Source organism: Lichenicola sp. (assembly GCF_965198575.1).
In the GTDB taxonomy this organism is placed as follows: domain Bacteria; phylum Pseudomonadota; class Alphaproteobacteria; order Acetobacterales; family Acetobacteraceae; genus Lichenicola.
The window spans coordinates 2611192-2634075 of sequence record NZ_OZ240671.1; the positions used below are offsets into that span (position 1 = coordinate 2611192).

Sequence of the window (22884 nt, forward strand, 5' to 3'; positions counted from 1 at the left end):
CCGCATTGGCCCGGCAGTTACGGAAGCAACCCCTGCAGGTCGCAAGCGGCGGTGCTGCTCGCCGTCGACAGCACGCTGTTGGTGGAGGTCTCGCGCCGGGTGACGCAGCCGGTGGCGGTATCGCCGAAAAGATACTCGGCGCTGCTGTTGCCGACATGCGAGGACACCGCACCGGCCGCCGTGAAGTTGATCACGTCGCTTGGAGCCACGATCTCGTGCACCGCCGAGGCCTCGACCGGCAGGCCGTCGATCAGCCGCACCCGACCGGTTTCCAGCGACTGCGTCACCGCCGTGGTCTGTGCCGCACTGCCGTCGCTGTTGACGATGTAGGCGTAGCGCAGGTCGAGCGGATAGGAGAACGCCTTCTGCACGACGGTCTGGCCGGTGGGCGTCGCGGTGGTGACGGCACTCAGCGTATCGGTGCGCTGGGCGATGGTCTGGTCATCGACGGTCGGGGTGACGTCGAAGCTCTGGTTGTTGGAGAAATGCGAGCTCTGCGCGACGGTGGTTGTCACCAGACCGTGCGACGTCACCGCGTAGCCGCTGATCTCGTAATCATGGGTCGATGTGGTGAGCACGTTTCCGGTCGCGGTGCTGCCGTTCTGGACGATGGTATTGGTCACCACCGGCGTCGGCGCTCCGAGCGTGTTGCGGGTGACGGCGCCGCGCACGGTCTGGCTGCCATGGTCGAGTGTCAGGTACAGCGTGCCGGTGACCGAGAAATAATTATCGGCACCGGCGACCGACAGCGAGATGGTGTGTGGGCGGCCGTCATCGACCGCGCCGGCGAACGGCGTCAGCTCGACCGAATACGGCTTGAAGGCGAGGGTCTGCACGCCCGGGATCGGCTCCCAGAGATAGGGGTCGATGCCGCCGGTATAGATCCACGGATAGACCGGGGCCACGCCGGCTGCCACGCCGTCGATCGCCACCTGGCCCTCGCGGAAGGCGCCGCCGCCGCAGGTTTCCAATGCCGTGGACAGCGCATTCGGCACGCAGGTGTACCAGAACTCGTCCGAGGACTGGCTCTGCAGCAGCACGTCGAGGCGCGCCTTCTCGATGTTGCGCGGCAGGGTGCCGGTGCGGCTCAACGACTGCGTGCCGTCACTGAGCGAGGTGGTGCCGCCGGCGGGGTCGCTGCTCAGCGGGACCACCAGGTCGGGCGTGGCCGGCGCCGGATATTGCTTCGTCGCCGGGTAGAACAGCAGCGTCGAGCTCGCGGTGATGGTGCTGGTGTCGGTGCTGTTGGTGTAGTTGGCGATCAGCGCGGTGCCGGGAAGGCTTCCGCGGAGCAGGGCGGTGTCGTCGGTGACGTCGCGCTCGACGTGCCAGGCGGGGGCAAGCGCGGCGCGCGGTTCGGCGGTGGTGCCGAACAGCATGTTGACGCCGCCGATGAAGATCGTGGCGGTGCGGTCATATTGCTGGCCGGCATCGAGCGAGATGTCGGTGCTCAGCACCACTTTCGCCCACGGGCCGGGGCAGGCGGCGGGCGGCTGGTAGGTGAACGGGACCGCGCTGCCACCGAAGCTCGCGTTGCTGAACAGCGGCACGCTGCAGGGCGTCTCGGCCGGATGCGGCACGGAGGGAGGCTCGATCGACGCCACGTTGCTGCTGCCGACAGCGGGGCCCGCGGCGGTGGCGGCACGGCCAAGCGCCGGAGCCAGCGCAAGTGTGCTAGAGAGCAGCAGGATGGATCGAAAGGCGGGTCGTTTGCGGCACGGCATCATCGGGCTGTCCTGGCGTTGAAAGAGTATCAAAGCATGGCCGGACAGAAGCAGGAATGGTTTTTGCATGGACTTCAGGGCAAGCGGGTGCGGGATGGCGACGCGCCTAAGGCCAACGATGCGGAAATCCGGACTGCCACTGTAATCCATGCGGAAGGGTGCCCGGCCAGCCAGGCCCCGCACGGGGAGGGCGTCACCCGCCGGTTCCCGCGCTGGCCGGCGCGCCGCCGACCCCGTGGCGCGAGCCAGCCGCGCTGATCCGCGTCGTTCCCGGGCTTCATGAACTGCGGCCAGCGACGGCGCCCCGACATCACCGGCGATGCCCGCATTCGGCTGGATGATGTCGGGACGCGCAGGTTGCTGCCGTGGTCAACGATAGCCGCAACAGCCGAGGGACCGCCGCCTCGCCGGTCGACGCCGGCACCGTCGCCGACCAGCAGCAGAACCTGAACGCAAGCGCGGGCCAGGGCAGCGACCGATCCCTACTCCCCGGCGAGTTTCAGCCCGAACTGCTCGGCGAGCTGCGCGCGATAGATCCGCTGGCGCGTGCGGTGCTCGTCCAGGATCGCCGGCTGCTTGCCGATCAGCCGGTGGATCCGCGCCACTTCGCCGAGATGCTTCTGCGCCGCCAGCCGTTGCGTCGTGCTGTCGCCGTGCCGCCGGTGGATGTTGAGCGGCTCGGCAACGTAGGCGACCTGCGCGCCCTCCTGGCTCAGCAGCTCGATATACAGCCGCCAGTCGCCGGCCACCCGGAAGCTCATCAGCTCCTCGTTGCAGCGGGACAGCGCCTCCTTCAAGGCCTGCCGGTTGAACAGCACGCCGCTCGCATTCAGGATCAGGTTGCGCTCGCCAAGGCAGCTGTTGACGAACGCCGGGCCCTCATGCAGCCCGTCGGCGTCCAGGATCGTGCCGGCAGTCGTTGCGTAGTATGGCTTGTAGCTTTCCGACACGGTCAGGCCGTCGCTATCCACGGCACGGCTGTCGCAGAACGCCAGCACGGCGCGCGGCGCATTCTCCAGCGCCTGCACCAGGGTTTCCAGCAGGCGTGGATCGGCGGCGTCATCGGCCTCGGCAATCCATAGCCAGTCGCCCTTGGCCTCGTTCACCGCGCGCTGCCACTGCCGGAACACCGAGCCGGAATTGCGCGTCTGCGCCACCACGCGCACCTGGCGGTCCCACTCCAGGGCAGCCGCGCGGGCCTGGGCGACGCTGTCATCGGCGGAGGCATCGTCAAGCACCACCACCTCCAGCACCGGATGGCCCTGCGCGAAGATCGAGGCCAGGCGCTGGCGCATGTAGCGGGCGTAGTTGTAGCTGGGCACGACGACCGAAATGCGCCGCATCGTCGGTTGCGCCAGCGCCAGCAGCCCCGACACGTAGCGGTCGAAGCCGAGTTGGCGGGCGGCCAGGCGGCCGGCGCGGGCGCGATCGACGCTGCGTGCATCGTGGCACTCCTGGCCGAGTGCCAGCGTTTCACGCGCCATCGCCCCGACATCGCCAAGCGGCACCAGCGCGCCCACCTCGAACCGACGCAGCAGCTCGGGGATGCCGCCGCTGTTCCCGAACGCCACCACGGTCAGGCCGCACGCGAGCGCTTCCAGCACCACGCTCGGGAGCGGGTCCTCGCGCGAGGTCAGCACGAAGCAGTCGGCGGCACTGAGATGGTCGGGCGCGTCCGGCACATGGCCTGGCATATGGAAGGTGCCGGTGGCGCAGGCGGCCTCGATCTCGCCACGCAGGTAGGTCTGCAGCATCGCATCGATGTTGCCGAGCCACAGGCAGTGCACACGGCGATGCGGCCGGCGCTGGCGCCTGCGCTTCTGGCGACCATCGGTCACGGGCCGGCTGGCGAGCAGGCGCCAGAGTTGCAGGAACAGGTCGAAGCCCTTGCGCATGTCGGCATAACCGATGCCGATCAGCAGCAGGTCGTCCGGGGCGACGCCGAACTGTCGGCGGAGTGTGGCGCGATGCCGGGCGGAGAATTTCGCAGCCGAGTACAGCCCCTGCGGCAGCTGCACCGCGCGCTCGTCCGGCATCGGCACCAGGGCACGCACCGCGTCATGCACCGCGGTCGCGGGGAACACCACCTTGCGGGCATGGGTCGCGGCGTCACGCAGCATCGGCAGCAGGTGTTTCTCGCCGAGCAGGGCGGGCAGCTCGTGCACCAGCAGGATGAACGGGATGCCGGCCTGGGCGAGCAGGCGTCCGATGCCTGCGGAGGCCGAGCTGTTGACGATGGCGCTGGAGAAGCCGGCGATCCGCAGCGCCTCCAGGTGCGCCGGAACCCGCGGGTCGTCCGCGGCCATGATGCTGGTGCGGCCCACCGCCTCGTAGCCGTCGAGCATGGCGCCGCCGCCCAGCAGCAGGAAGGCGATCTCGACCCCATGGCCGCGCTTGAGCTGGCGTCCGACATGCAGCAGCAGCGATTGTGCGCCGGCCTGGAACGCATCGTGGCCGACCAGCAGCACGCGACCCTGCGCCGAGGGCTTGCCGAAGCCGGTGACGGCGCGGCCGGTGGCGTTCAGGTAGGCGGCGCCGAAATGCAGGTCGGGCTCGAGATAGGCGCCCTCGGCCCACTCGTTCCAGGCATTGACGCACACGATCGGCTCGCCATGGAACGGTTGCGCGCCGGCTGCCCTGACCAGCCCCTCAAGCCAGGCCTCGTACTTGGCGGGCGTCGAGCCGTGCAGCACCAGCCCGTTGCCCTGTCGCCTGGCGTCGTTGTCCCAGGACGGCGAGGCGGTGCGGATCAGCGGGAACGGCGCCGGCGGAGCGGCCAGGGCCGAGCGCACCACGTCGTCGTAGTTATAGACCTGCGCGCTGAAGTCGGTGTCCAGCACGTTGAGCGACGGATTGATCGTGGCGAGCCCGTTGACCAGCTTGTGCGGCGGAAACTCGATCGCGCCGTCCAGCCCGTACGGGCGCGGATCGTTGTCGCCGAAGCTCTGCGACATCACGAAGAGCGGGTCCTCGTTGGTCCGGCCCATGAACAGGGTGCGCCAGCGGGCGATGGTTTCGGCGGCGTCGGGGATCACGCCGATGCGGTAGATCATCAGCAGCGGTCGGCCGCAGACGCGGATGTAGCGCGGATCGGTGAAGTGGCGGGCGAAGCAGTCGATCAGCGGCAGCTCGTCCTCGGGGCGGAAATCCTGGCTGATCAGGACGTCCTCCTCCGAGCCGTCCCAGCGCCGGGTCCAGTTCTCGTTCGCCCACATCAGGCAGAACGGCAATTCGATCGACGTGTCGCCGAGCAGCGCCTCGAGCGGACCATCCATGAGGCGCTCGCCGTTGAACCAGTAGAAATAGAACACGAACCCGTCGATGCCGGCCGCATGCGCCATGGCCGCCTGCTGGCGCAGCACGCTGGTGCCCTCGAGGCGGTAGTGACCGAGGTCGCGCGGAATGCGCGGCTGGTAGTGGCCGGCAAAACGGGGCAGCCCGCGGGCGACGTTGGTCCATTCGGTGAAGCCGGTGCCCCACCATTCGTCGTTGCGCGGCATCGCGTGGAATTGCGGCAGGTAATAGGCAATCACGCGGGCGCGGCGCGTGACCGTGGCCGGCAGCATCCGGCGGGTCTCGAACAGCGGGCCGGGCTGGGTGTTGCGCCGGACCTCGCGCGGCAGGGTGGTCTCGCCCGATGGCAGGCTGGGGTGGATGCCCGGCCGGTCGCGGTGCGCCAGGTAGTGCAGCAGCGGGTTGAGTTCCGTCTCGCCGCCCAGGTAGCGCTGGCGATAGAACGCCGGATCGAAGCCGGCGAACGGTTTCCGGGCCTCGCGGAAGCCCTGGACCATGTAGTGCTCGAGCGGATCGAGGCCGGCGGCGGCGACGTCGGGGTAGGTCTTGAGGTAGAACGGGCTGTCGAACTCCGCCATCGCGCTGACCTGGCCGCCGGCGCGATGCAGCAGGTAGTGGCGCAGCGCCAGCATGCCGTCAGGGACGCTGTAGGTGCGGCTGTACCAGACCGGATCGAACCAGCTGCTCGGTCGGCGCCCCTCGATTTCACCACGCAGCACGTAATGCAGCAGCGGATCGATGGTCTCTGCGGCCACGTCGGGATTCTGCTGGAGATACCAGCCAGGATCGAAATACAGGTTCGGCTTGCGGCCCTCGCGCCAGCCATAGTCGTGATAGTGCGCCATCGCCTCCGCCCTGTGCCCGGCGATGTCGGGATTGCAGGCGATGTAGTACTCGAGGTCGAACAGCCCGGACTGGCCGAGCAGATGCAGGCCGCCACTGGACGACAGCGCGGCGGACAGGATACCGCCACCGGCGATGGCCTGCGGAGCCGGAGTCTGGGCGGCACTCATCGGGCTGAACGCATGGTCTGATCCTGGATCGGCCGGACGATTAACAAAATGTTATCTGTGTTAGATACGCGGTCGCCCGCTCCTTGGGCAAGAGTTCGTTTCGAGATCGACAAGGCTTGGGCTGGCGTCCGGGCGGCGTGGTGCGCGGCGGAGGCCCGATGAGGGCTGCCCCGCACTGGACGCTGATCCGCATCGCGGCGACGTGGAGCGCGGGGGCGTGACGCGCGGGCGGGCGTGTTGCATGGTGCGCGCCACCTCGATGCAAACCATCCAGTCAAGAGCCGCCCTCTGCCCATGGACCAGTCCGCCACGCTGATCGAGACGCCGCCAGGCCCCGGGAGTGTCCAGGACCAGGCGTCCACGGCAGGGACGGCGGCTCCGCATGAGCACAGCCACGTCAGCTTCCAGGAGGGGCTGGAGCTTGAGTGTGGCGTGGTGCTGGCGCCGATGGTCATGGCGTATCGCACCTACGGCCGGCTCGGTCCGCGGGCGGACAATGCGGTGCTGGTCTGCCATGCGCTGACCGGCGACCAGTATGCGGCGGAAACCCATCCGGTCAGCGGCAAGCCGGGCTGGTGGTCGCGCCTGGTCGGTCCCGGCTTGCCGATCGACACCGACCGCTTCTTCGTCATCTGCATCAACGTGCTGGGCGGCTGCATGGGCTCGACCGGGCCGCGCTCAGCCCGGCCGGACGCGGGCGGCGAGCCGTGGGGCACCGAGTTCCCGCCGGTGACCATTCGCGACATGGTGGCGGCCCAGGCCAAGGTGGTCAGCAGCCTCGGTATCGAGCGGCTGTTCGCGGTGGTGGGCGGCTCGATGGGCGGCATGCAGGTGCTGTCCTGGGCCGCGACCTACCCCGAGCGGGTGTTCGCAGCGCTGCCGATCGCCACCGCATCGTTCCATTCGGCGCAGAACATCGCCTTCAACGAGGTCAGCCGCCAGGCGATCTTCGCCGATCCGGACTGGCATGGCGGCCGCTACTGGGCGGACGGGCTGGTGCCGGCGCGCGGCCTCGCGGTGGCGCGGATGATGGCGCACATCACCTACCTGTCGGAGGAGGCACTCACCCGCAAGTTCGGCCGGCGGGTGCAGCGCGACCCGATCGCGAAGGCCGATGCCGGTGCGCCGCTCAGCCTGTTCGGCGAGATGTTCGAGGTGGAGAGCTACCTGCGCCACCAGGGCTCGAGCTTCGTGCGCCGGTTCGATGCCAATTCGTACCTGACCATCACCCGGGCGATGGATTACTTCGATATCGCCATGGACCACGGCGGCGACCTGTCGGCGGCGTTCGTGGGTACGCGCACGCGGTTCTGCATCGTATCGTTCTCGTCCGACTGGCTGTTTCCGACGCCGCAAAGCCGGGCCGTCGCGCGCGCCCTCAACAAGGCGGCTGCGAACGTGAGTTTCGTCGAGATCGAGACCGACAAGGGGCACGACGCGTTCCTGCTCGACGAGCCGGAGTTCGACCGCACCATCCGCGGCTTCCTGTCGGGCTGTGCTGAGCATGCCGGCCTGGCGACGCCGACCACCGACATCCCAACGGTGCCCTGAGCGCCCATGCGTCTCGACCAGAAACTGATCGCGGAAATGATCGAGCCGGGCGCGCGCGTGCTCGATATCGGCAGCGGCGACGGCTCGCTGATCGAGCACCTGTTCCGCACCCGCAATTGCGACGCCCGCGGCATCGAGCTCGACATGGGCGAGGTGACGCGCTCGGTGGCGCACGGCCTGCCGGTGATGCATGGCGATGCCGACACCGATCTTGCGCATTATCCCGACGGTGCGTTCGATTACGTGGTGCTGTCGCGCACGCTGCAGGCGGTGGAACGGCCGCGCGAGGTGTTGCGGCAGATGCTGCGGATCGGCACCCGGGCGATCGTGTCGTTCCCGAATTTCGGCCATTGGGAATTGAGGCTGCAGCTGCTGTTGCGCGGTCGCATGCCGATGACCGATGCCTGGGGCCGTCCCTGGTACGAAACACCGAACATCCACCCCTGCACGATCCGCGACTTCTTCGCGCTGTGCGCCGAGGAAGGCTACCTGGTGCAGCGCTGGATGGCGGTCGACGAGAACGGCGCCCGCACGCCCTGGCAACGCTCGCTGCAGATGGCCAACCTGTTCGGCGAACAGGCGCTGTTTCTGCTGGGGCGCGCGTAGGAGGTCGGCTTGCACGACATGTCGCCGACCAGGTTCGTTCCGGTAGCGATGTTCCTGCTCCTGTCATGCATGGGAATGGCGCCGAACCGGTGCCCGCAGATTGTCGCTGATCACGGCAAGGATCATGTGCTGGACAATGCGTCCCTCTTCGACACGCCTCCCGTGAACAAGGTGGACCTTGAGCCGGCTGTTCGTGGCCGACGTGACGTCTGGGATCTTGATCGGATCGATCCCTATCTCGTGTGCCGATATTCCGGAACCGCGACTGTCGTCACGCTTCATGTGATCGGTGCGCGGACCTGCTTCGCCTCGGGACCACTCTTCCGAGCCTATTGTCGGTAGATCGACAGGCCCCACATTCCGGCGCGGTCCTGGCCGGATACGAAACAGGTCGTGCATCCGTCTTCATAAGCTGATATCGATCGGCTTATCGAGATTCCAGACGCAGACTGTCGCGGTCGCCAAAAGCCCGCACCTGAGGGTCTCGGCCAGGCCGGCGCGATGTGCGGCCGGCAGCGAGGTTTCCGATGACGGCCGCTGCCGAGACGCTCCAGCTCTCGATCCTCAAGCCATACCAGTCCTCCAGCCTCCGCCAGGCCGCCTGGCAGACTGCGACCACCTTCGGGCTGTATCTGACGCTGGTCGTCGCGATGTATGCCGCCTCCAGCTTGTCGGTCTTGCTCACGCTGGCGCTTGCGGTGCCGGCCGGCGGGCTGATCGTTCGCATCTTCATGCTGCAGCACGATTGCGGGCACGGCTCGCTGTTCCGCACCCGCCGGGTCAACGGCATCGTCGGTGCCCTGTGCAGCCTGGCGACGCTTACCCCGTTCGCCTACTGGCGCCGGCTGCATGCCCGCCATCATGCCGGCTGGAACAATCTCGACGGCCGCGGCGTGCCGGCCGATTTCTTCTCCGACTGCCTGACCAGCGCGGAATACGCCGCCCTCCGCCCGATGCAGCAGCGGCTGTATCGGCTGACCCATCATCCGGCGCTGGTCCACCTGCTGCTGCCGCCGGTGATCTTCATCCTGCTGTACCGCGTGCCGTTCGACACCCCTGCCGCCAACCGCGTCGAGCGCCGCAGCGTGCTGCTGCTCAACCTGTCGCTGGTCGCGATGTTCGCCGGCCTGATGATGGTGTTCGGCGTCCGGACCGTGCTGCTGGTGCATCTGCCGGCCCTGATGTTCGCGGCCATCGTCGGCATCTGGCTGTTCTCCGTGCAGCACCGGTTCGAGGACAGCCAGTGGGCGACCTCGGAGACCTGGCGCTACGACCAAGCCGCCCTGCACGGCGCATCCTACCTGCGGCTGCCGCGGGTGCTGCAGTGGTTCAGCGGCAATATCGGCCTGCACCACGTGCACCATCTGCGCCCCGGCATCCCGAACTACCGACTACAGGCATGCCATGATGGCTGCCTGGAGGTGACCGGAGCGGTGACGGTGCTGAACCTGCGACAGGCGCTGCGGGCTCCGAGCTATGCGCTCTGGGACGAGGAGCAGGGCCACATGGCGCCCTTCCCGGCGGCTCCCCGGCGTTAGCGGCACAGCAACCGGCTGCGACACCTCGCCGTTGAACAAGGCCGGCCACATCCGGCCCTGCCAACGGAGCCGCCCATGACCTCTTCCTCCACTCCGCTCCCGTATTCCGCCGAGCTCGAGCAGCCGCATCCCGGCGACTCCCAGGTCGAGGCCTCGATCAACCGGCTGATGCGCGGCATCCTGGAGACCACCTGGAGCGACTACGGACACGCCGTGCGCGGCGTCCATGCCAAGAGTCATGGCCTGCTGCAGGGTGAGATGCAGGTGCTGGGTGGACTGCCGCCGGAGCTGGCCCAGGGCATGTTCGCGCAGCCGGCCGTCTATCCGGTGGTGATGCGGATCTCCACCAACCCCGGTGACATCCTCGACGACACGGTGTCGGTGCCGCGCGGCATGGCCATCAAGGTCATCGGCGTGGAGGGCGAGCGGCTGCCGGGTTCCGAAGCCAGGCGCACGCAGGACTTCGTCATGGCCAACGCACCCGCCTTCGTGGCCCCGGATGCCGGCAGTTTCGCCACGAGCCTCAGGCTGCTGGCGGCAACGACCGATACCGGCCAGCTCTGGAAGAAGGCGCTGTCCGCGGCCCTGCGCGGCGCTGCGGTAGCGGTGGCGGCAGCGGGCGGTGATGCCGGCAAGCTGAAGGCGCTCGGCGGCCAGCCACTGACCCATCCGCTCGGCGAGACGTTCTACACCCAGACGCCATACCGCTACGGCGCGCATGTCGCGAAGCTGTCGCTGGCGCCGATCAGCCACGAGATGCAGCGTCTGACCGACAGCCCGGTCGACCTCGCCGGCGCGCCGAACGGGCTCCGCGGCGCGGTCATCGCGTATTTTCGCGAGCATGGCGCCGAGTGGGAGCTCCGCGTGCAGCTGCGGACCGACCCGCGCTCCATGCCGATCGAGGACGCCTCGGTGCCATGGCCGGAGGACCGCAGCCCGTATGTCGCGGTGGCCCGCATCAGGGTGCCGGCGCAGCCTGCCTGGAGCGAGGAGCGCGCGGTGCAGGCGGATGACGGCCTGTCGTTCAGCCCGTGGCACGGCCTCCTCGAGCATCAGCCGCTCGGCTCGATCAACCGGGCGCGCAGGGACTCCTATGCCATGTCGGCGGCGTTCCGGGCGTCGCGCAATGGCTGCCCGATCCATGAGCCCGAGGCGACGATGGCGCTGTCGAAGGCCGCCGCCAGCCCCTATGGCCGCATGCCCGGTCGTGAGGGACGCCGGCCGAACACGCCCGACGCCCGTCCCGGCGCGGTCGGCCAGCCGCTGAACAAGGGTCTGCGCGGCGTGTTTGCCGGCACCGTCGGCGGTCTCGCGGCGGGTTTGCTGCTATCGGCGATCATGGTGGGACTGGAAGCGGCGAGCGGCGAACCCTCCGACCTGGTCAAGCTCAGGCGCCGCCTTGACGCCAGTCTCGGGCTTGCGGAGGTCCCCGATGAGGCCGATCCGGATGGTGCCGAGCAGCTGGTGGCGCATGGCGGCCACATGCTGCTGTCCGGGGTCAGCGGCGCATTGTATGGCGCGCTGGCACCGGAGGAAGCGTCGCCGCTGGTCGCAGGGTCGATCTTCGGCGGCGTGTTCTATCTGCTCGCATACGGCGTTGCGGGCCCGGCGGCAGGGGTGAGCCCGCCGCTCTGGCGCGACACCCGGTCGAGCATCGCCCAGCACGGGATGTTCCACCTGCTGTTCGGTATCGTCGCCGGGCTGGTGGCGCGGCGGGTCGGGCGCCGGCTCTGATCGAAACCCGCCGGGTGGCCCGTTCAGTGACCGGCTGAGCCGATCCCGTCCAGCTCGGCGATCGCCTCCGAAGTAAGGGCGATATCGGCCACTGCCAGGTTCTCCCGCAGGTGGCCGAGCGACGAGGTGCCCGGGATCAGCAGGATGTTCGCCGACCGGTGCAGCAGCCAGGCGAGTGCGACCTGCATCGGTGTCGCGCCGATCCGGGCCGCCACGTCCGACAGCGTCGTCGATTGCAACGGCGTAAAGCCGCCGAGCGGAAAGAACGGCACGTAGGCGATGCCGTCCGCCGCAAGGGCGTCGATCATCGCGTCGTCCTCGCGGTGGGCGAGGTTGTAGTGGTTCTGCACGCAGACGATCTCGGCGATGCCGCGACCCTGCGCCAGCTGCGTGGGCGTGGTGTTGCTCAACCCGATATGCCGCACCAGGCCCTGGCGTTGCAGCTCCGCAAGGGCCGTGAGCGGCGCCTCGATCGAGCCTTCGCTGGGGCCGTGGCCGTCGCCACCGAGGATCCGGAGATTGACCACGTCGAGTGCGTCGAGGCCGAGATTGCGCAGGTTGTCGTGTACCGCACTGGTGAGCTCGGGCGCCGACATCGCCGGGTTCCATGACGCATCCGCACCCCGCTTGGCACCGATCTTGGTCACGATCACCAGGTCATCTTGGTAGGGGTGAAGCGCCTCGCGGATCAACCGGTTGGTGACGTACGGACCGTAGAAGTCACTGGTGTCAATATGGTTGACGCCGCTCGCCACGGCCTCGCGCAGCACGGCCAGTGCGGTGTCGTGATCCTTGGGCGGTCCGAACACGCCAGGTCCGGCGAGCTGCATCGCGCCGTAGCCCAGGCGATTGACCGTCCGGTCGCCGAGCCGATACGTGCCGGCGTTGCCGAGCTTTGCCATGTGTCTTCTCTCCAGGTCGCATCGACGATATGCACCCGAGCCGGCCGCACGATAATCCCCCACAATCGGCACAGGCCGTGCGATCGGGTGGACAATGCCGACAGACCTCCAGGAACTCGCTGCATTCGTTGCCGTGGCACAGGCGCGCGGGTTTCGCGAGGCGGCCCGGAAAAGCGGCGCGTCCGCATCGGGTTTGAGCGAGGCGGTCAGGCGGCTGGAGACCAGGCTCGGCGTCCGGCTGCTCAACCGGACGACACGGAGCGTGGCGCCGACCGAGGCGGGCCGACGGTTGCTGGAACGGCTGGTGCCGATGCTGGGTGAGCTCGACGCAGCACTCGATGTGGTGAACGCGTTTCGCGACCGGCCGACCGGCACCCTCAGGCTGAATGTGCCGGGCAGTGTCGCACGCCTGGTGCTGCCCGCGATCGTGCCGGGTTTTCTCCTGGCTTATCCGGACATCCGGCTCGACGTGGTGGTCGAGGAGAGCTTCGTCGACGTGCTGGCGGCAGGCTGCGACGCCGGCGTCCGCTACGACGAGCGGCTGGAGCAGGACATGATCGCGGTGCCGATCGGGCCGCGCGTGCAGCGCTTCGCCACCGCCGCCGCACCAGGCTATCTCGCCACGCACGGTCGGCCGGAGCATCCGCGCGACCTGCTGGCGCATGCCTGCCTGCGCGGCCAGTTCGCCAGCGGCAGCATTCCAGCCTGGGAATTCGAGCGGGATGGCGAGATGGTCCGGGTCGACCCCACCGGCCCGTTGCTGGTCAGGCTCGGCGGCGCGGTCGACCTGGCGGTGAGTGCCGCGGTGCAGGGGGTCGGCATCATCCATGTGTTCGAGGACTGGCTGCGGCCCCACCTCGAGGACGGCTCGCTGGAACCGGTGCTCGAGCCGTGGTGGCAGAGTTTTCCGGGACCTTTCCTGTACTACCCCGGCCGCACCCACCTCCCGGTCCCGCTTCGCGCCTTCGTCGACTTCATCAGGCAGTAGGCCGGCTTCTTGCGGATCCGGTCGTTGCGTGCCGCAATGGGGACAGCCAGACTTCGCGGCGTTCCTGGCGGGAGGCTGCGGCAATGTTCGGATCTGTGGTTCTGGACGTGGCCATCGGACTCAGCCTGCTGTTCCTGTTCGTGAGCCTGATCTGCTCGGCGATCCGCGAGGCGATCGAGACGGTGCTCAGCATGCGGGCTGCCGACCTGGAACGCGGCGTGCGCGAACTGCTCGACGACCCGGAGGGCATCGGCGCCGCGCGCGATCTGTATGCGCATCCGCTGGTCTATTCGCTCTATCCCGGATCGTACGAGCCGGAACTGCTGCGGCCGCATCGCAGCCTGCTCGGCGGCAGGGTCGGGTTGTGCATGCCGGTCCGTGCGCGGCACAACCTGCCTGCCTATATTCCGGCCGCCAACTTCGCCCGCGCGTTCCTCGACATCATCCTGCGCGGGCCGGTCGGCACCGCACCGAGCGGGCCCGCGGCGGTGGTACCGGTGATGTCGCCGGAAGCGCTCCAGGCGATCGCACGAGACATGCCGGACGGCCGCATCCGACGCGCGCTGCTGAGCGCGCTGGACACCGCCGAGGGCGACCTTGCGCGGGTGCAGCTCGCCCTCGAGGTCTGGTTCGATGCCTGCATGGAGCGGGTTTCGGGCCGGTACAAGCAGCGCACGCAGGTGATCCTGTTCCTGCTCGGGCTGCTGCTGGCCGGGGTGATGAACATCGATGCGTTCAGCGTCGGCCGGGCGTTGTTCCAGGACAAGGCGCTGCGTGACGGCGCCGTGGCGCAGGCCTCGGAACTGCTGCCGCGCGATACCGAGCACGCGCTGCCGGCCCAGGCCCAGGACCAGGCCCAGGCCCAGGATGCCTTCATGGTGCTGCAGCGCGACCTCGACGAGATCCAGTTCCCGACCGGCTGGGAGCCGCCACCGCAGCATCTATGGCGCCCTGAGGAGACCACCGCCCCGGTTGAGCCGCCGGGCGTGGCCTCGACATGGCCTGCGACCGCGGCACGGCTGGACTGGCTGGCGCTGCTGCAGATGCTGATCGGCTGGACCGTGACCGCCTTTGCCGTGATGCTGGGCGCGCCGTTCTGGTTCGACATGCTCAGCCGCTTCATGGTGGTCCGCTCGACGGTCAGGCCCGGCACCCGCCTGCTCGGGAGCAGCAGCCTGCGCTAGCTGACCGGTGCCGCGGTCCTGCCGAACCGTGTGCTATTCTTCGGGCTCGGTCGTGAACAGCAGCGGGTAGCCCTTCTTGCGCGCGAGGTCGGTCGCGTTGGTCGCCTTGGCCTCGGCGATCTCCTTCGTGAAGACGGCGACCACACACACCCCACGTTGATGCGCCGTCATCATGACGCGGCCGGCCTGGCCCTCATCCATGCGGAATTCCGCCTTCAGCACCAGCACCACGAATTCGCGCGGCGTGAAGTCGTCGTTGACCAGCATGACCTTGTGCAGACGCGGCCGCTCTACCTTCAGCTCGAGCTGGATGCGGGGGGAGGTGGTGGTCTCGGGCATCGGCGGCTTTCACCAGGGCGTCGTTGCGCATGTTTCCGGGGCGGCGCACCCCACCGGGAAGAGTCCCCGTCGTGGATCCGATGGAAGAGAGCCGCATCGAGCGGCATATGGGGATCGACCAGCGCACGCGTCAGGGCAGGAGTCGCGGTTCCAGAAGCCGCTCCTGCGACGCATCCCACCGCCACAGCATATCGTTCGTAAGCCGCGTGCCTCCCAGGTATCGATGAACCGGGTTGTGCAGCGACCAGTCATCCCGCCCTGCCACCAGACGGTGTCCGAGCTCGGTCAGCGAGATCGGGCTCTCGCGGAAGCGACGGTGGCGCTCCGTGTCGTGGTGCATGTCCGGATCGAAGTGGCGCTCCGTCACGCCGGTCAGTGCGGGGACGGGCGCCGCGGCGAGCTCGCACAGCGTCTCGCCGATCTCGAAGTAGGAGAGGGGACAGCGTTCTCCCCACCGGAGGATGCGCTGCATGAGAGGCGAGACGCAGCGCTCCGGGTCAGACAGATGCCGACTGGAGAAGCCCTCGCCACGGCCGTCCGCTTCGGTCCACCAGCCCTGCCGTTCGATGAGGCCGAGGATGCGCCGGGCCGTGGCGCCGAGGCCGGTGTGGTCCGGCAATTGGTCCAGGCTCTGCTCGACGGCGCGTCTCAGTCCCGCAAGCCGATGCAGCTCCGGGTCATTCCGCATGGCGGCCCAGGCTGCCGGTGTCGAGGCGCCGAATGCCGCCCATGCCCGGCTCGCCAGCGCCACGTCCGCTGCGTCGACAGGTCGTGGAGGGAAAACCCAGTCGCCCGGACGACGCTCGCCGAGTGCCGCTTCTGCCTGCTTCAGCCAGAGCCGGGGCGCGATCTCCAGGCGGTGCCCCAGCCAGTCCAGCAACTGCACGAGCACCAGCTGCGCGTTCGGGTCCGGGTCGATCCAGAGCTCCACCCGGTCATGCGCGCGGCACATGTCCGGCAGCGGGTGCCAGACGCTTCGCAACGGAGAAATCTCGTCGCCGGGATCCTCGGCGCCGAACCGCCAGGATCCGCTACACAGGCCTTCTGCCTCGCAGGTTGCCCGCCGCCGCCGGAAGAAATCCTCCGGCGCCCCCCGTGCAGGCACCGGACCGGTCATTAAACGGTGGCTGAAGGTCAGGACCTGGTCGGCGCGCCTCTCCTGCTTGAGGTGGCCTGCTCCGGTGTCACCCGTGACGAGGATCAGTGTGGACATCGCCGCCTCCGACATGCCTGGGACCAGGTGCCGCCCGTGTCAGGTTCTACCAAGGTCGGGATAGGCCGCGTCCAGGAACTCCTGCTCCAGCCGGACCGCGCGCACGAACAGGTCCCGGTTCAGCGTCGCCTCGGCGGGCCCGACACGGTCGAGCTCATGGCGCAGGAACGCCACGAAATCCCGGAAGCCCTCGTTGTCGTGCAGCGTGATCCACTCGGCGTGCACGAAGGTGGCGGGTAGCGGGCGGGGCGCGGCTGAAGCCCAATCCAGGTAGAGCCATTCCGCCACGCACAGCACCGACAGCGCGGCGCCGTAGCTGCGGCTCGCGGCGGCCTCCCGCATGATCGCCTTGAATCCGGCGGTCGGCGCGGTGTCGGGGGGCGCCAGCCGTGCCGCCTCGTCCACCCCGAGGGCTGCGAAGGCACGCTCGAAATAGGTGTTCTCCGGCCCGCAGATGAAGCCGAGCGCCTGGCCCAGCCGCAGCTTCGCCGGCAGCGTGTCGGCAGTGGCGAGTGCTGCGCCCAGCAGCGCCAGGAAGCTGTCGAGGAAGCGGTAATCCTGGATCAGGTAGCCCGCCATCACCCCGTCCGCGATCGTGCCGGCGCCCAGTTCCTGCACGAACCGGTGCCGCACCGCCTCGTCCCACGCAGGCTGGCTCGCCTGCCGCAGCGTCTCGCTGAAGCTGTCCGTCATTTCCGGTCTCCTTCCTGCACCAGCGACCGTGACACCAGCACGCGGTCGATGTCGCCCGGCGCGGCGTCGCCGGTGGTGGCGGCCTGGGCGATCGCCTGCATCACCCGGTCGGCGATCGGCACGCGGTAATGCACCGGGTCCCAGAAGTTCGAGCGGGTGGTGGTGACCGGATCGCGGTAGGCGAAATCGACCAGGACAGTGTTCGGGGTCGCCTGCGCGATCCGGGTCGCACCGTCACGGCATGATTGCCATTTCGCGGCGATCCAACTGCCGGGCGTGCCGAGTTCCTCGTCTGCGATCGGCGGCATGTAGAGGATCTTGATGGTGTCGCTCGGCAGCGTCGGCAGCAGCCGTGCCAGGATCGACAGCGCGGCCGGATCGGTCGGCCTGCTGGCGGCAGGGTCCGTGGAAGGCTGTCCCCACTGGCGGAAGATCCGATCCACCCGCGCGGCGTCGTAGCGGTTCTCGGCCGGCAGGAAGTCGGTGTAGCCGTCGGCGCCATAGTGCGAGCGCCTGGCGCCGACCAGCATCATGAACTGGTTGGCCGCCTCCTGCAGCGCGTAGAGGTTGGCCACGTGCAGGTAGCCGCGCCAGCGGTTGTCGCCGTACATCCACTCTGGAAATGGCCGGCCGGTGAGGCGGGGGGAATCTGCGCGGGCCAGGCACCAGGCGCTGTCGAGGCCGATCACCACCACCTTCGGGTCCGGATGGTGCCGGGCGAACAAGGCGAGCATGCGGCCCTGCTCCCAGGGCGTGGCGCTGTTCATCGCCAGGTTGACGAAATGCGCGCCGAGCAACCGGTCGAGCGCCGCCGGGCGCAGCAGCCGGCTGGTCGAGGTGCCGATGATGGCGGCGTCGAACCGCGGGCTGGTTGCCAGCATCGGCATCGAGAAGCGCGCATTGGTCGAGATCGGCGCACGCGGCAGCGACGGCGACAGCGGCAGCATGCCCCACGGATCGACCGTCACGATGAACAGGTACGCGGCCAGGCCGAGCCCGAGCGCCGTGCCCGCGAAGATCCGGAGGAAGCGGCGCCAGCCTGTCGGATCGGGCGGGGGTTCAGAACTGGAAATAGATGAACTCGCTGGGAACACGGCCGCCGGTCAGGAACAGCAGGAACACGAACGCCGCCGCCGCCGGAACGGCGATCCAGGGTGAGGGACGCAGCAGCCCGAGTGCCGCACGCTGGCTGCTGGGCCCGATCAGCGCGATGCCGATCGCGGCCCAGAACACCACGGCGTTGCGCAGGTGCAAGGAGCCGATGCCGTGCAGCCCGGCCATCGAGCCCAGGATGTGCCAGGCGGTGGTAAAATCCGGGGCCCGAAACAGCACCCAGCCGACGATCACGAACAGCATCGTCACCAGCCAGCCGAGCCACGCCGGCATGCGCATCCCGGCGCGGGTCCAGAGGTGGTTCATGGCCAGGCCCACGCCATGCAGGCCGCCCCATGCAACGAAGGTCCAGGCGGCGCCATGCCACAAGCCGCCGAGCAGCATGGTGGCGGTCAGGTTGACGCATTGCCGCACCAGCCCGGCGCGGTTGCCGCCGAGCGGAATGTAGAGGTAGTCGCGCAGGAACCGGCTCAGCGTGATGTGCCAGCGGCGCCAGAAGTCGCGCAGCGAGGTGGAGCGGTAGGGCGCGTTGAAGTTCACCGGCAGGATCAGCCCGAACATCAAGGCGAGCCCGATCGCCATGTCGGAATATCCGGAGAAATCGAAGAAGATCTGCAGGGTGTAGGCAACCGAGCCTGCCCACGCTTCGGCGCCGTTCAGCACCGCACCGCTGGCCGCCTTGCCAAACAGCGTGTCGGAGATCGGTGCGATGCTGTCGGCGATGGCGGCCTTCTTCGTGAGCCCGATCAGGAACAGCATGGCGCCGCGTGACAGGTTCTCCGACGTGCGCGCGGTCAGCACCGGGGCGGCGAATTGCGGGATGATCTCGTTGTGGCGCACCAGTGGTCCGGCGACGAGGGCCGGAAAGAACGTGACGAACTCGGCGAAGTCGAGCAGTCGGTAGCGGTGCGCGCGTGCGTACTCCGGGCCGCCGCGCTTCAAGTCGGCAAGATACGAGATCTTCTGGAACACGAAGAAGCTGATGCCGAGCGGCAGCACGATCGACCAGGCGGCGTGCCTGCCACCGACCAGTGCCGCCACGTTCGCGGCGATGAAGTTGGCGTACTTGAACACGCCCAGGACGGCCAGGTTGAGCACGATGCCGGCGACCGGCCACACGGCGCGGCCGGTATCGGCGTAGCGGCGGCCGATCCACCAGGTCGCCAGGGCAAGCGCCACCAGCACCGGCACGAAGCGCCAGTTCCACGCGGCGTAGAACACCAGCGATGCCGTCACCAGCACCAGCTGGCGCGCCGTCCGGCCGGTCTCGCCGGGCAGCCGCGCGCAGCCATGGAACGCCGCCAGCACCAGCGGCAGGAAGACCAGCAGAAACGGTTGGCTGTTGAACAACATGGCGGCGGGGCGGGCAGCTACCGGCGGAAGGTGACGACCAGCACGTCGCGATAGGCCGGCAGCGACGGGTCGAGCGGTGTCACCGCGGTGACGCCGTGATAGACGCGGGAGTCATCGACCAGGGCGGCATCGAGCGGGGCCTTGAGCGTGAAGCTGCCGAGCAACCGGCGCTGCAGGTCGTGGATGCTGGTGACGCCACTGGCAACGTTCTCGCGCGCGATCAGCAGCACCAGCACCCAGTCGACGCCGTCGCGATGCAAGCCTTCCGGGGTTGGCTGCCCGCTCGTATCGACATGCGCCTCGATGCGGAACTGGTGCAGCTCGACATGCCAGAGCTCGGGCCGGGATGCGGTGGGCGTCAGGCCCTCGAACAAGGCGTGGCAGGTGCGCAGGATCGCCAGCAGGACCGGATGGTCGGCGATCTGGTTCTCCACCGGCGTGAACCAGCGTTCGATGCCGCCATTCAGTTCGTTGTAGTCGCGGCTCTGGTAGTGCGGCTGGTGCGGCTTGCGCTCGATCCCGTCACGGCCGACGGCGAACACCGCGTGCCGGCGCCGGCGGTAGCGGCCGCCATCGGCCATGTAGCGGTCGATGCCGAGATGCTCCCAGCTTTCGGCGAAGCTGTCCCAGCGATCCAGGGCACCCTGCTCCTCGAGCAGCCCGGCCATCTCGGCGGCCGGCAGGAACGCGTAGCCGTCGGCGGCGAGCCTGGATGCGGCGGACAGGTCTGTCATGGGTGCTCCGGTTCCTTGGCGGCGGGGGCCTCGGATGGGGTCTCTCTGCTCTCGGCATATGCGGGCGGCCGCCGTTCGAGCATGGCTGTGAGCTTCGGCAGGTCGATGGACTGGTGCGCCATCGGCCGGGTGATCTCGAGCTCGACCATGCGGGCGCGCAGCCGGCGGTTGAACTCGCGCTGCACCGGCCAGCGCCCGGCCACGGTGCATTTCATGGTGCCGCTGATGGCGACGGCATACTCACCGAGGCTGTCGACGCCGTTCAGTCCGAAATCGGCCAGCGTCATGCCGGCGAACGCTTCCTCGGTGCGCAAGGCGCTACCGATCTCGTTGAACAGGTCGCACACCCGGTCGGTATCCTCGGCGAACCCGATGCTGACCGACATCGAGGCGACCGCGTAATCCCGGCTGAGGTTGGCGACCGTCGAGACCGACGAGAACGGGATGATCTGGATCGAGCCGTCGCCGCCGCGCAGCCGCAGCGTGCGGATCGACAAATGCTCGACGACGCCGCTGATCCCCGCCACCGTCACGTTGTCGCCGACCTGCATCGCGTTCTCCACCAGCAGGAAGATGCCGGTGATGAAGTCCTGCACCAGCTTCTGCGAGCCGAAGCCGACCGCCACGCCGATGATCCCGGCACCCGCCAGCAGCGGCGCGATGTTGACGCCGACCTCGCCCAGCACGGTGAGCACCATGATCGCGCCGAGCACCACGAACAGCAGCGTCCGCAGGATCGGCAGCAGCGTCTGCAGCCGGACCGCGCGCGGCATCTGGCCGGTGTCGCCGAAGCGGGCGATCTGCCGGTCGAGGCTGCCGTTCACCAGCTCCCACACGATCACGCCGACGGCCAGCGTCACCAGGATGGTGATCACCGCCGAGAGCAGGTGGGTCCCGAGCGAGCCGCGCGAGAAGAAGCCGAACGCCGGCACGCCCCACGCCTCGAGCAGCAGCACGACGCACACGATCGACAGCGCCCAGGTCACGATCCGCCTGAGCGCCGGGTAGTAGCGGCTGGCCCGGCGCTCGAAGCCCGGGTAGCGCAGCTCGGTGTCCGGCTCGATCCGGAACACCCGGTCCAGCCCGCCCAGCAGCATGATGCCGACCAGGCGGCACGCACCGATGATCAGCACGCTCGAGAGGAACAGGTGCCAGATCAGCGAATAGCCGCCGCGGATCTGGGCTGCCCACACCACCCACAGCGCGCCATCGAAGAACAGTGCCGCGATCCACCAGTAGTCGGCCAGCCGGACCAGCAGGCGGCCGAAGCTGCGTGCGCGCAGGCGTTTCGGTGGATGCAGTGCCGCGGCCACCCGGTGCCGGGTCTGCCAGATCAGCACCGCCAGCAGCACGTGCTCGACCAGCACCACGGCCCGGGTGAAGGCCATGCCGGCGCGGTTCGGCAGGTCGAGGATGCGGCCGATGTCGGTGCTGCAGATCGCCACCACCGGGACCGCCACCAGCCAGCTCCACCACCGGCTGAGGAAGCGCGACTGCTCGTCAGCGACGCGGACCAGCCGGACCCCGGGGGCTTTCGGGGCCAGCAGCATATCGGCGAGCAGCCACAGCGCGCGCCCGATACCGTAGATGTTGGTGACCGTGACGATGATCAGCTGGGTGCGCGGCCGGTCGGCGATGCTGGTGGCGGCGAAATTCCCGATCGCCAGGAAGGCGCAGAGCGGGAGCAGCTTGAGCAGGAGCCGCAGCACCGCATAGGGCAGCCGCCGGAACAGCCTGAGTGTCTGGCGACGGTGCGCTGCATCCCGCGAGCGCGCCTCGGCCTGCCTGGCACTGCGCTCGGCGGCCTCGGCAAGGACGATAGGGTCGATTGTTCCCGCCCCGAGCCCGGGGGGCACGACCTGCGGGGCGGTCGGCAGGATTGGGCTGCCGGGCAGCATGGCGCCGGGCTGCGGCGTGGGTGAGAGCGTCGGATTCTGCAGCGTGGCCGGAGCGGGTGCCGGCGGTCCGGCCTGCACCAGTCCGGGCGGCTCTCCCAGCGGCGACGCGCTCCCTGCCAGCGTCGACGGCGCTTCCCCGGTGGCCTCTTCCTCCTCGATCTCGGTCACCCTGGCGTCGCGTCCAAGGGCCCGCAGGGGGCGTCGCAGTGCCAGCAGCAGCAGGTGTTCCACGGCGAGACCGACCACCACCACGGCGGTGCCGCGCCACAGCGCGTCCAGCAGCGCCGCCCGCGCGTCCGGGTCGACCATCTCGCGATGCAGCCAGCGCCCGGTCAGCGCCATGTCGCCGAACAACGCGCCGAAGCTCTGGCCCTCGAACACCAGCACCTTCTGCACGGTTGCCGCCTGCGCCAGCACTTCGGCAGCCAGGCTGTCCGGCGCCAGGCTGACCGTCTTCGGCTTTGCGGCGGCAGTCGCGTTGGCAGGTGCGGGAGCCGGCGCGGCAGGCTTGGCTGCCGGATGCGCGGCCACGACCGCCGGTGCGGGCGCCCGCCGATCGGTCACAGACACGTCCCGCGGCGCCGGCTGGTCGAGCAGTGCCCGCAGGCGTCGCTGTTCCGCGGGGGTCAGGGCATCGAGGCTGCCGGCGCGGTCGCCGCCTGGTGCGGCCTGATCAGGAACGCGGACCTGGTTCGGGCTCCCAGTCTGGTCCTGAGTCTGGTCCTGGTTCCGGTCCTCGTTCCGGTCCTGGGCGATCGCGGGAAGTGCCGGCGACAGCAACGTCTGGGCGGCCAGGATCGTGGCAAGCAGCACCATCCGCACGCGGCTCCGGCGCTTGGGCAGGCCCTGCGCCGATGGCAGGTCGCCACGCTCGCATCGTTCCATGTCCGGCCTCCGTTCTCCCCGTGACCCCGTTCCGGATGGATCCTGCCGATCGGGAGGGGTGCACCCACCACGGCCGCGCCGCTCCTGTCAAACCGCCGTCGGCGCCGGACGCCTCCTGCCGG

The 22884-nt window shown here is 69.0% G+C and carries 17 protein-coding genes; 7 read left to right on the forward strand and 10 right to left on the reverse strand.

Annotation, left to right across the window (positions count from 1 at the left end; translation table 11 throughout):
- Positions 1-17: 17 nt before the first annotated feature.
- Both ACOEQ2_RS11785 and ACOEQ2_RS11790 read right to left on the reverse strand, forming a co-directional pair.
- The gene (locus ACOEQ2_RS11785; RefSeq protein WP_419728172.1) at positions 18-1727 is read right to left on the reverse strand and encodes a peptide-N4-asparagine amidase; all 1710 of its coding nucleotides are present in this window, start codon (positions 1725-1727) and stop codon (positions 18-20) included.
- Between the two features lie 479 nt (positions 1728-2206).
- Positions 2207-6031, reverse strand: coding sequence for a glycoside hydrolase family 99-like domain-containing protein (locus ACOEQ2_RS11790; protein ID WP_419728173.1), 3825 nt, complete (start codon positions 6029-6031; stop codon positions 2207-2209).
- Positions 6032-6325: 294 nt separating this feature from the next.
- Between ACOEQ2_RS11790 and metX the strand changes: the two genes are divergently transcribed.
- The 5 genes from metX (at position 6326) to ACOEQ2_RS11815 (ending at position 11460) form a co-directional block, all read left to right on the forward strand.
- Positions 6326-7582 (forward strand): homoserine O-acetyltransferase MetX, encoded by a 1257-nt coding sequence (gene metX, locus ACOEQ2_RS11795; RefSeq protein ID WP_419728174.1) that lies wholly within the window; start codon positions 6326-6328, stop codon positions 7580-7582.
- Positions 7583-7588: 6 nt separating this feature from the next.
- Positions 7589-8188 carry a methionine biosynthesis protein MetW gene (metW, locus tag ACOEQ2_RS11800; protein ID WP_419728175.1) on the forward strand — a complete coding sequence of 200 codons (600 nt, stop codon included), beginning with the start codon at positions 7589-7591 and terminating at the stop codon, positions 8186-8188.
- A gap of 18 nt (positions 8189-8206) precedes the next feature.
- On the forward strand, positions 8207-8530 hold the full coding sequence (locus tag ACOEQ2_RS11805) for an STY0301 family protein (RefSeq protein WP_419731206.1): 324 nt from the start codon (positions 8207-8209) through the stop codon (positions 8528-8530).
- Positions 8531-8715: 185 nt separating this feature from the next.
- Positions 8716-9726, forward strand: a complete 1011-nt coding sequence (locus tag ACOEQ2_RS11810; protein WP_419728176.1) for a fatty acid desaturase — start codon at positions 8716-8718, stop codon at positions 9724-9726.
- A gap of 75 nt (positions 9727-9801) precedes the next feature.
- On the forward strand, positions 9802-11460 hold the full coding sequence (locus ACOEQ2_RS11815; RefSeq protein ID WP_419728177.1) for a catalase family protein: 1659 nt from the start codon (positions 9802-9804) through the stop codon (positions 11458-11460).
- 23 nt (positions 11461-11483) lie between these two features.
- Here ACOEQ2_RS11815 and ACOEQ2_RS11820 read toward each other — a convergent pair whose 3' ends face one another.
- Positions 11484-12362 carry an aldo/keto reductase family oxidoreductase gene (locus ACOEQ2_RS11820; protein ID WP_419728178.1) on the reverse strand — a complete coding sequence of 293 codons (879 nt, stop codon included), beginning with the start codon at positions 12360-12362 and terminating at the stop codon, positions 11484-11486.
- Positions 12363-12456: 94 nt separating this feature from the next.
- Between ACOEQ2_RS11820 and ACOEQ2_RS11825 the strand changes: the two genes are divergently transcribed.
- Positions 12457-13350 carry a LysR family transcriptional regulator gene (locus tag ACOEQ2_RS11825; RefSeq protein ID WP_419728179.1) on the forward strand — a complete coding sequence of 298 codons (894 nt, stop codon included), beginning with the start codon at positions 12457-12459 and terminating at the stop codon, positions 13348-13350.
- 107 nt (positions 13351-13457) lie between these two features.
- On the forward strand, positions 13458-14534 hold the full coding sequence (locus tag ACOEQ2_RS11830) for a hypothetical protein (RefSeq protein WP_419728180.1): 1077 nt from the start codon (positions 13458-13460) through the stop codon (positions 14532-14534).
- A 33-nt stretch (positions 14535-14567) separates the two neighbouring features.
- Here ACOEQ2_RS11830 and clpS read toward each other — a convergent pair whose 3' ends face one another.
- The 7 genes from clpS to ACOEQ2_RS11865 form a co-directional block, all read right to left on the reverse strand.
- The gene (clpS, locus tag ACOEQ2_RS11835; RefSeq protein ID WP_419728181.1) at positions 14568-14873 is read right to left on the reverse strand and encodes an ATP-dependent Clp protease adapter ClpS; all 306 of its coding nucleotides are present in this window, start codon (positions 14871-14873) and stop codon (positions 14568-14570) included.
- Between the two features lie 130 nt (positions 14874-15003).
- The gene (locus ACOEQ2_RS11840; protein ID WP_419728182.1) at positions 15004-16086 is read right to left on the reverse strand and encodes a hypothetical protein; all 1083 of its coding nucleotides are present in this window, start codon (positions 16084-16086) and stop codon (positions 15004-15006) included.
- Positions 16087-16125: 39 nt separating this feature from the next.
- Positions 16126-16779, reverse strand: a complete 654-nt coding sequence (locus tag ACOEQ2_RS11845) for a TenA family protein (protein ID WP_419728183.1) — start codon at positions 16777-16779, stop codon at positions 16126-16128.
- Complete coding sequence (locus ACOEQ2_RS11850) at positions 16776-17873, reverse strand: hypothetical protein (RefSeq protein ID WP_419728184.1); 1098 nt, start codon at positions 17871-17873, stop codon at positions 16776-16778. The genes ACOEQ2_RS11845 and ACOEQ2_RS11850 overlap by 4 nt, the downstream gene beginning before the upstream one ends.
- Entirely contained in the window at positions 17839-19245 is a 1407-nt protein-coding gene (locus ACOEQ2_RS11855) for an MBOAT family O-acyltransferase (protein ID WP_419728185.1), read from the reverse strand. Before ACOEQ2_RS11855 ends, ACOEQ2_RS11850 begins: the two co-directional genes overlap by 35 nt.
- A 17-nt stretch (positions 19246-19262) precedes the next feature.
- Entirely contained in the window at positions 19263-19979 is a 717-nt protein-coding gene (locus tag ACOEQ2_RS11860; RefSeq protein ID WP_419728186.1) for a 2OG-Fe dioxygenase family protein, read from the reverse strand.
- Positions 19976-22762 carry a mechanosensitive ion channel domain-containing protein gene (locus tag ACOEQ2_RS11865; protein ID WP_419728187.1) on the reverse strand — a complete coding sequence of 929 codons (2787 nt, stop codon included), beginning with the start codon at positions 22760-22762 and terminating at the stop codon, positions 19976-19978. Before ACOEQ2_RS11865 ends, ACOEQ2_RS11860 begins: the two co-directional genes overlap by 4 nt.
- Positions 22763-22884 lie beyond the last annotated feature (122 nt).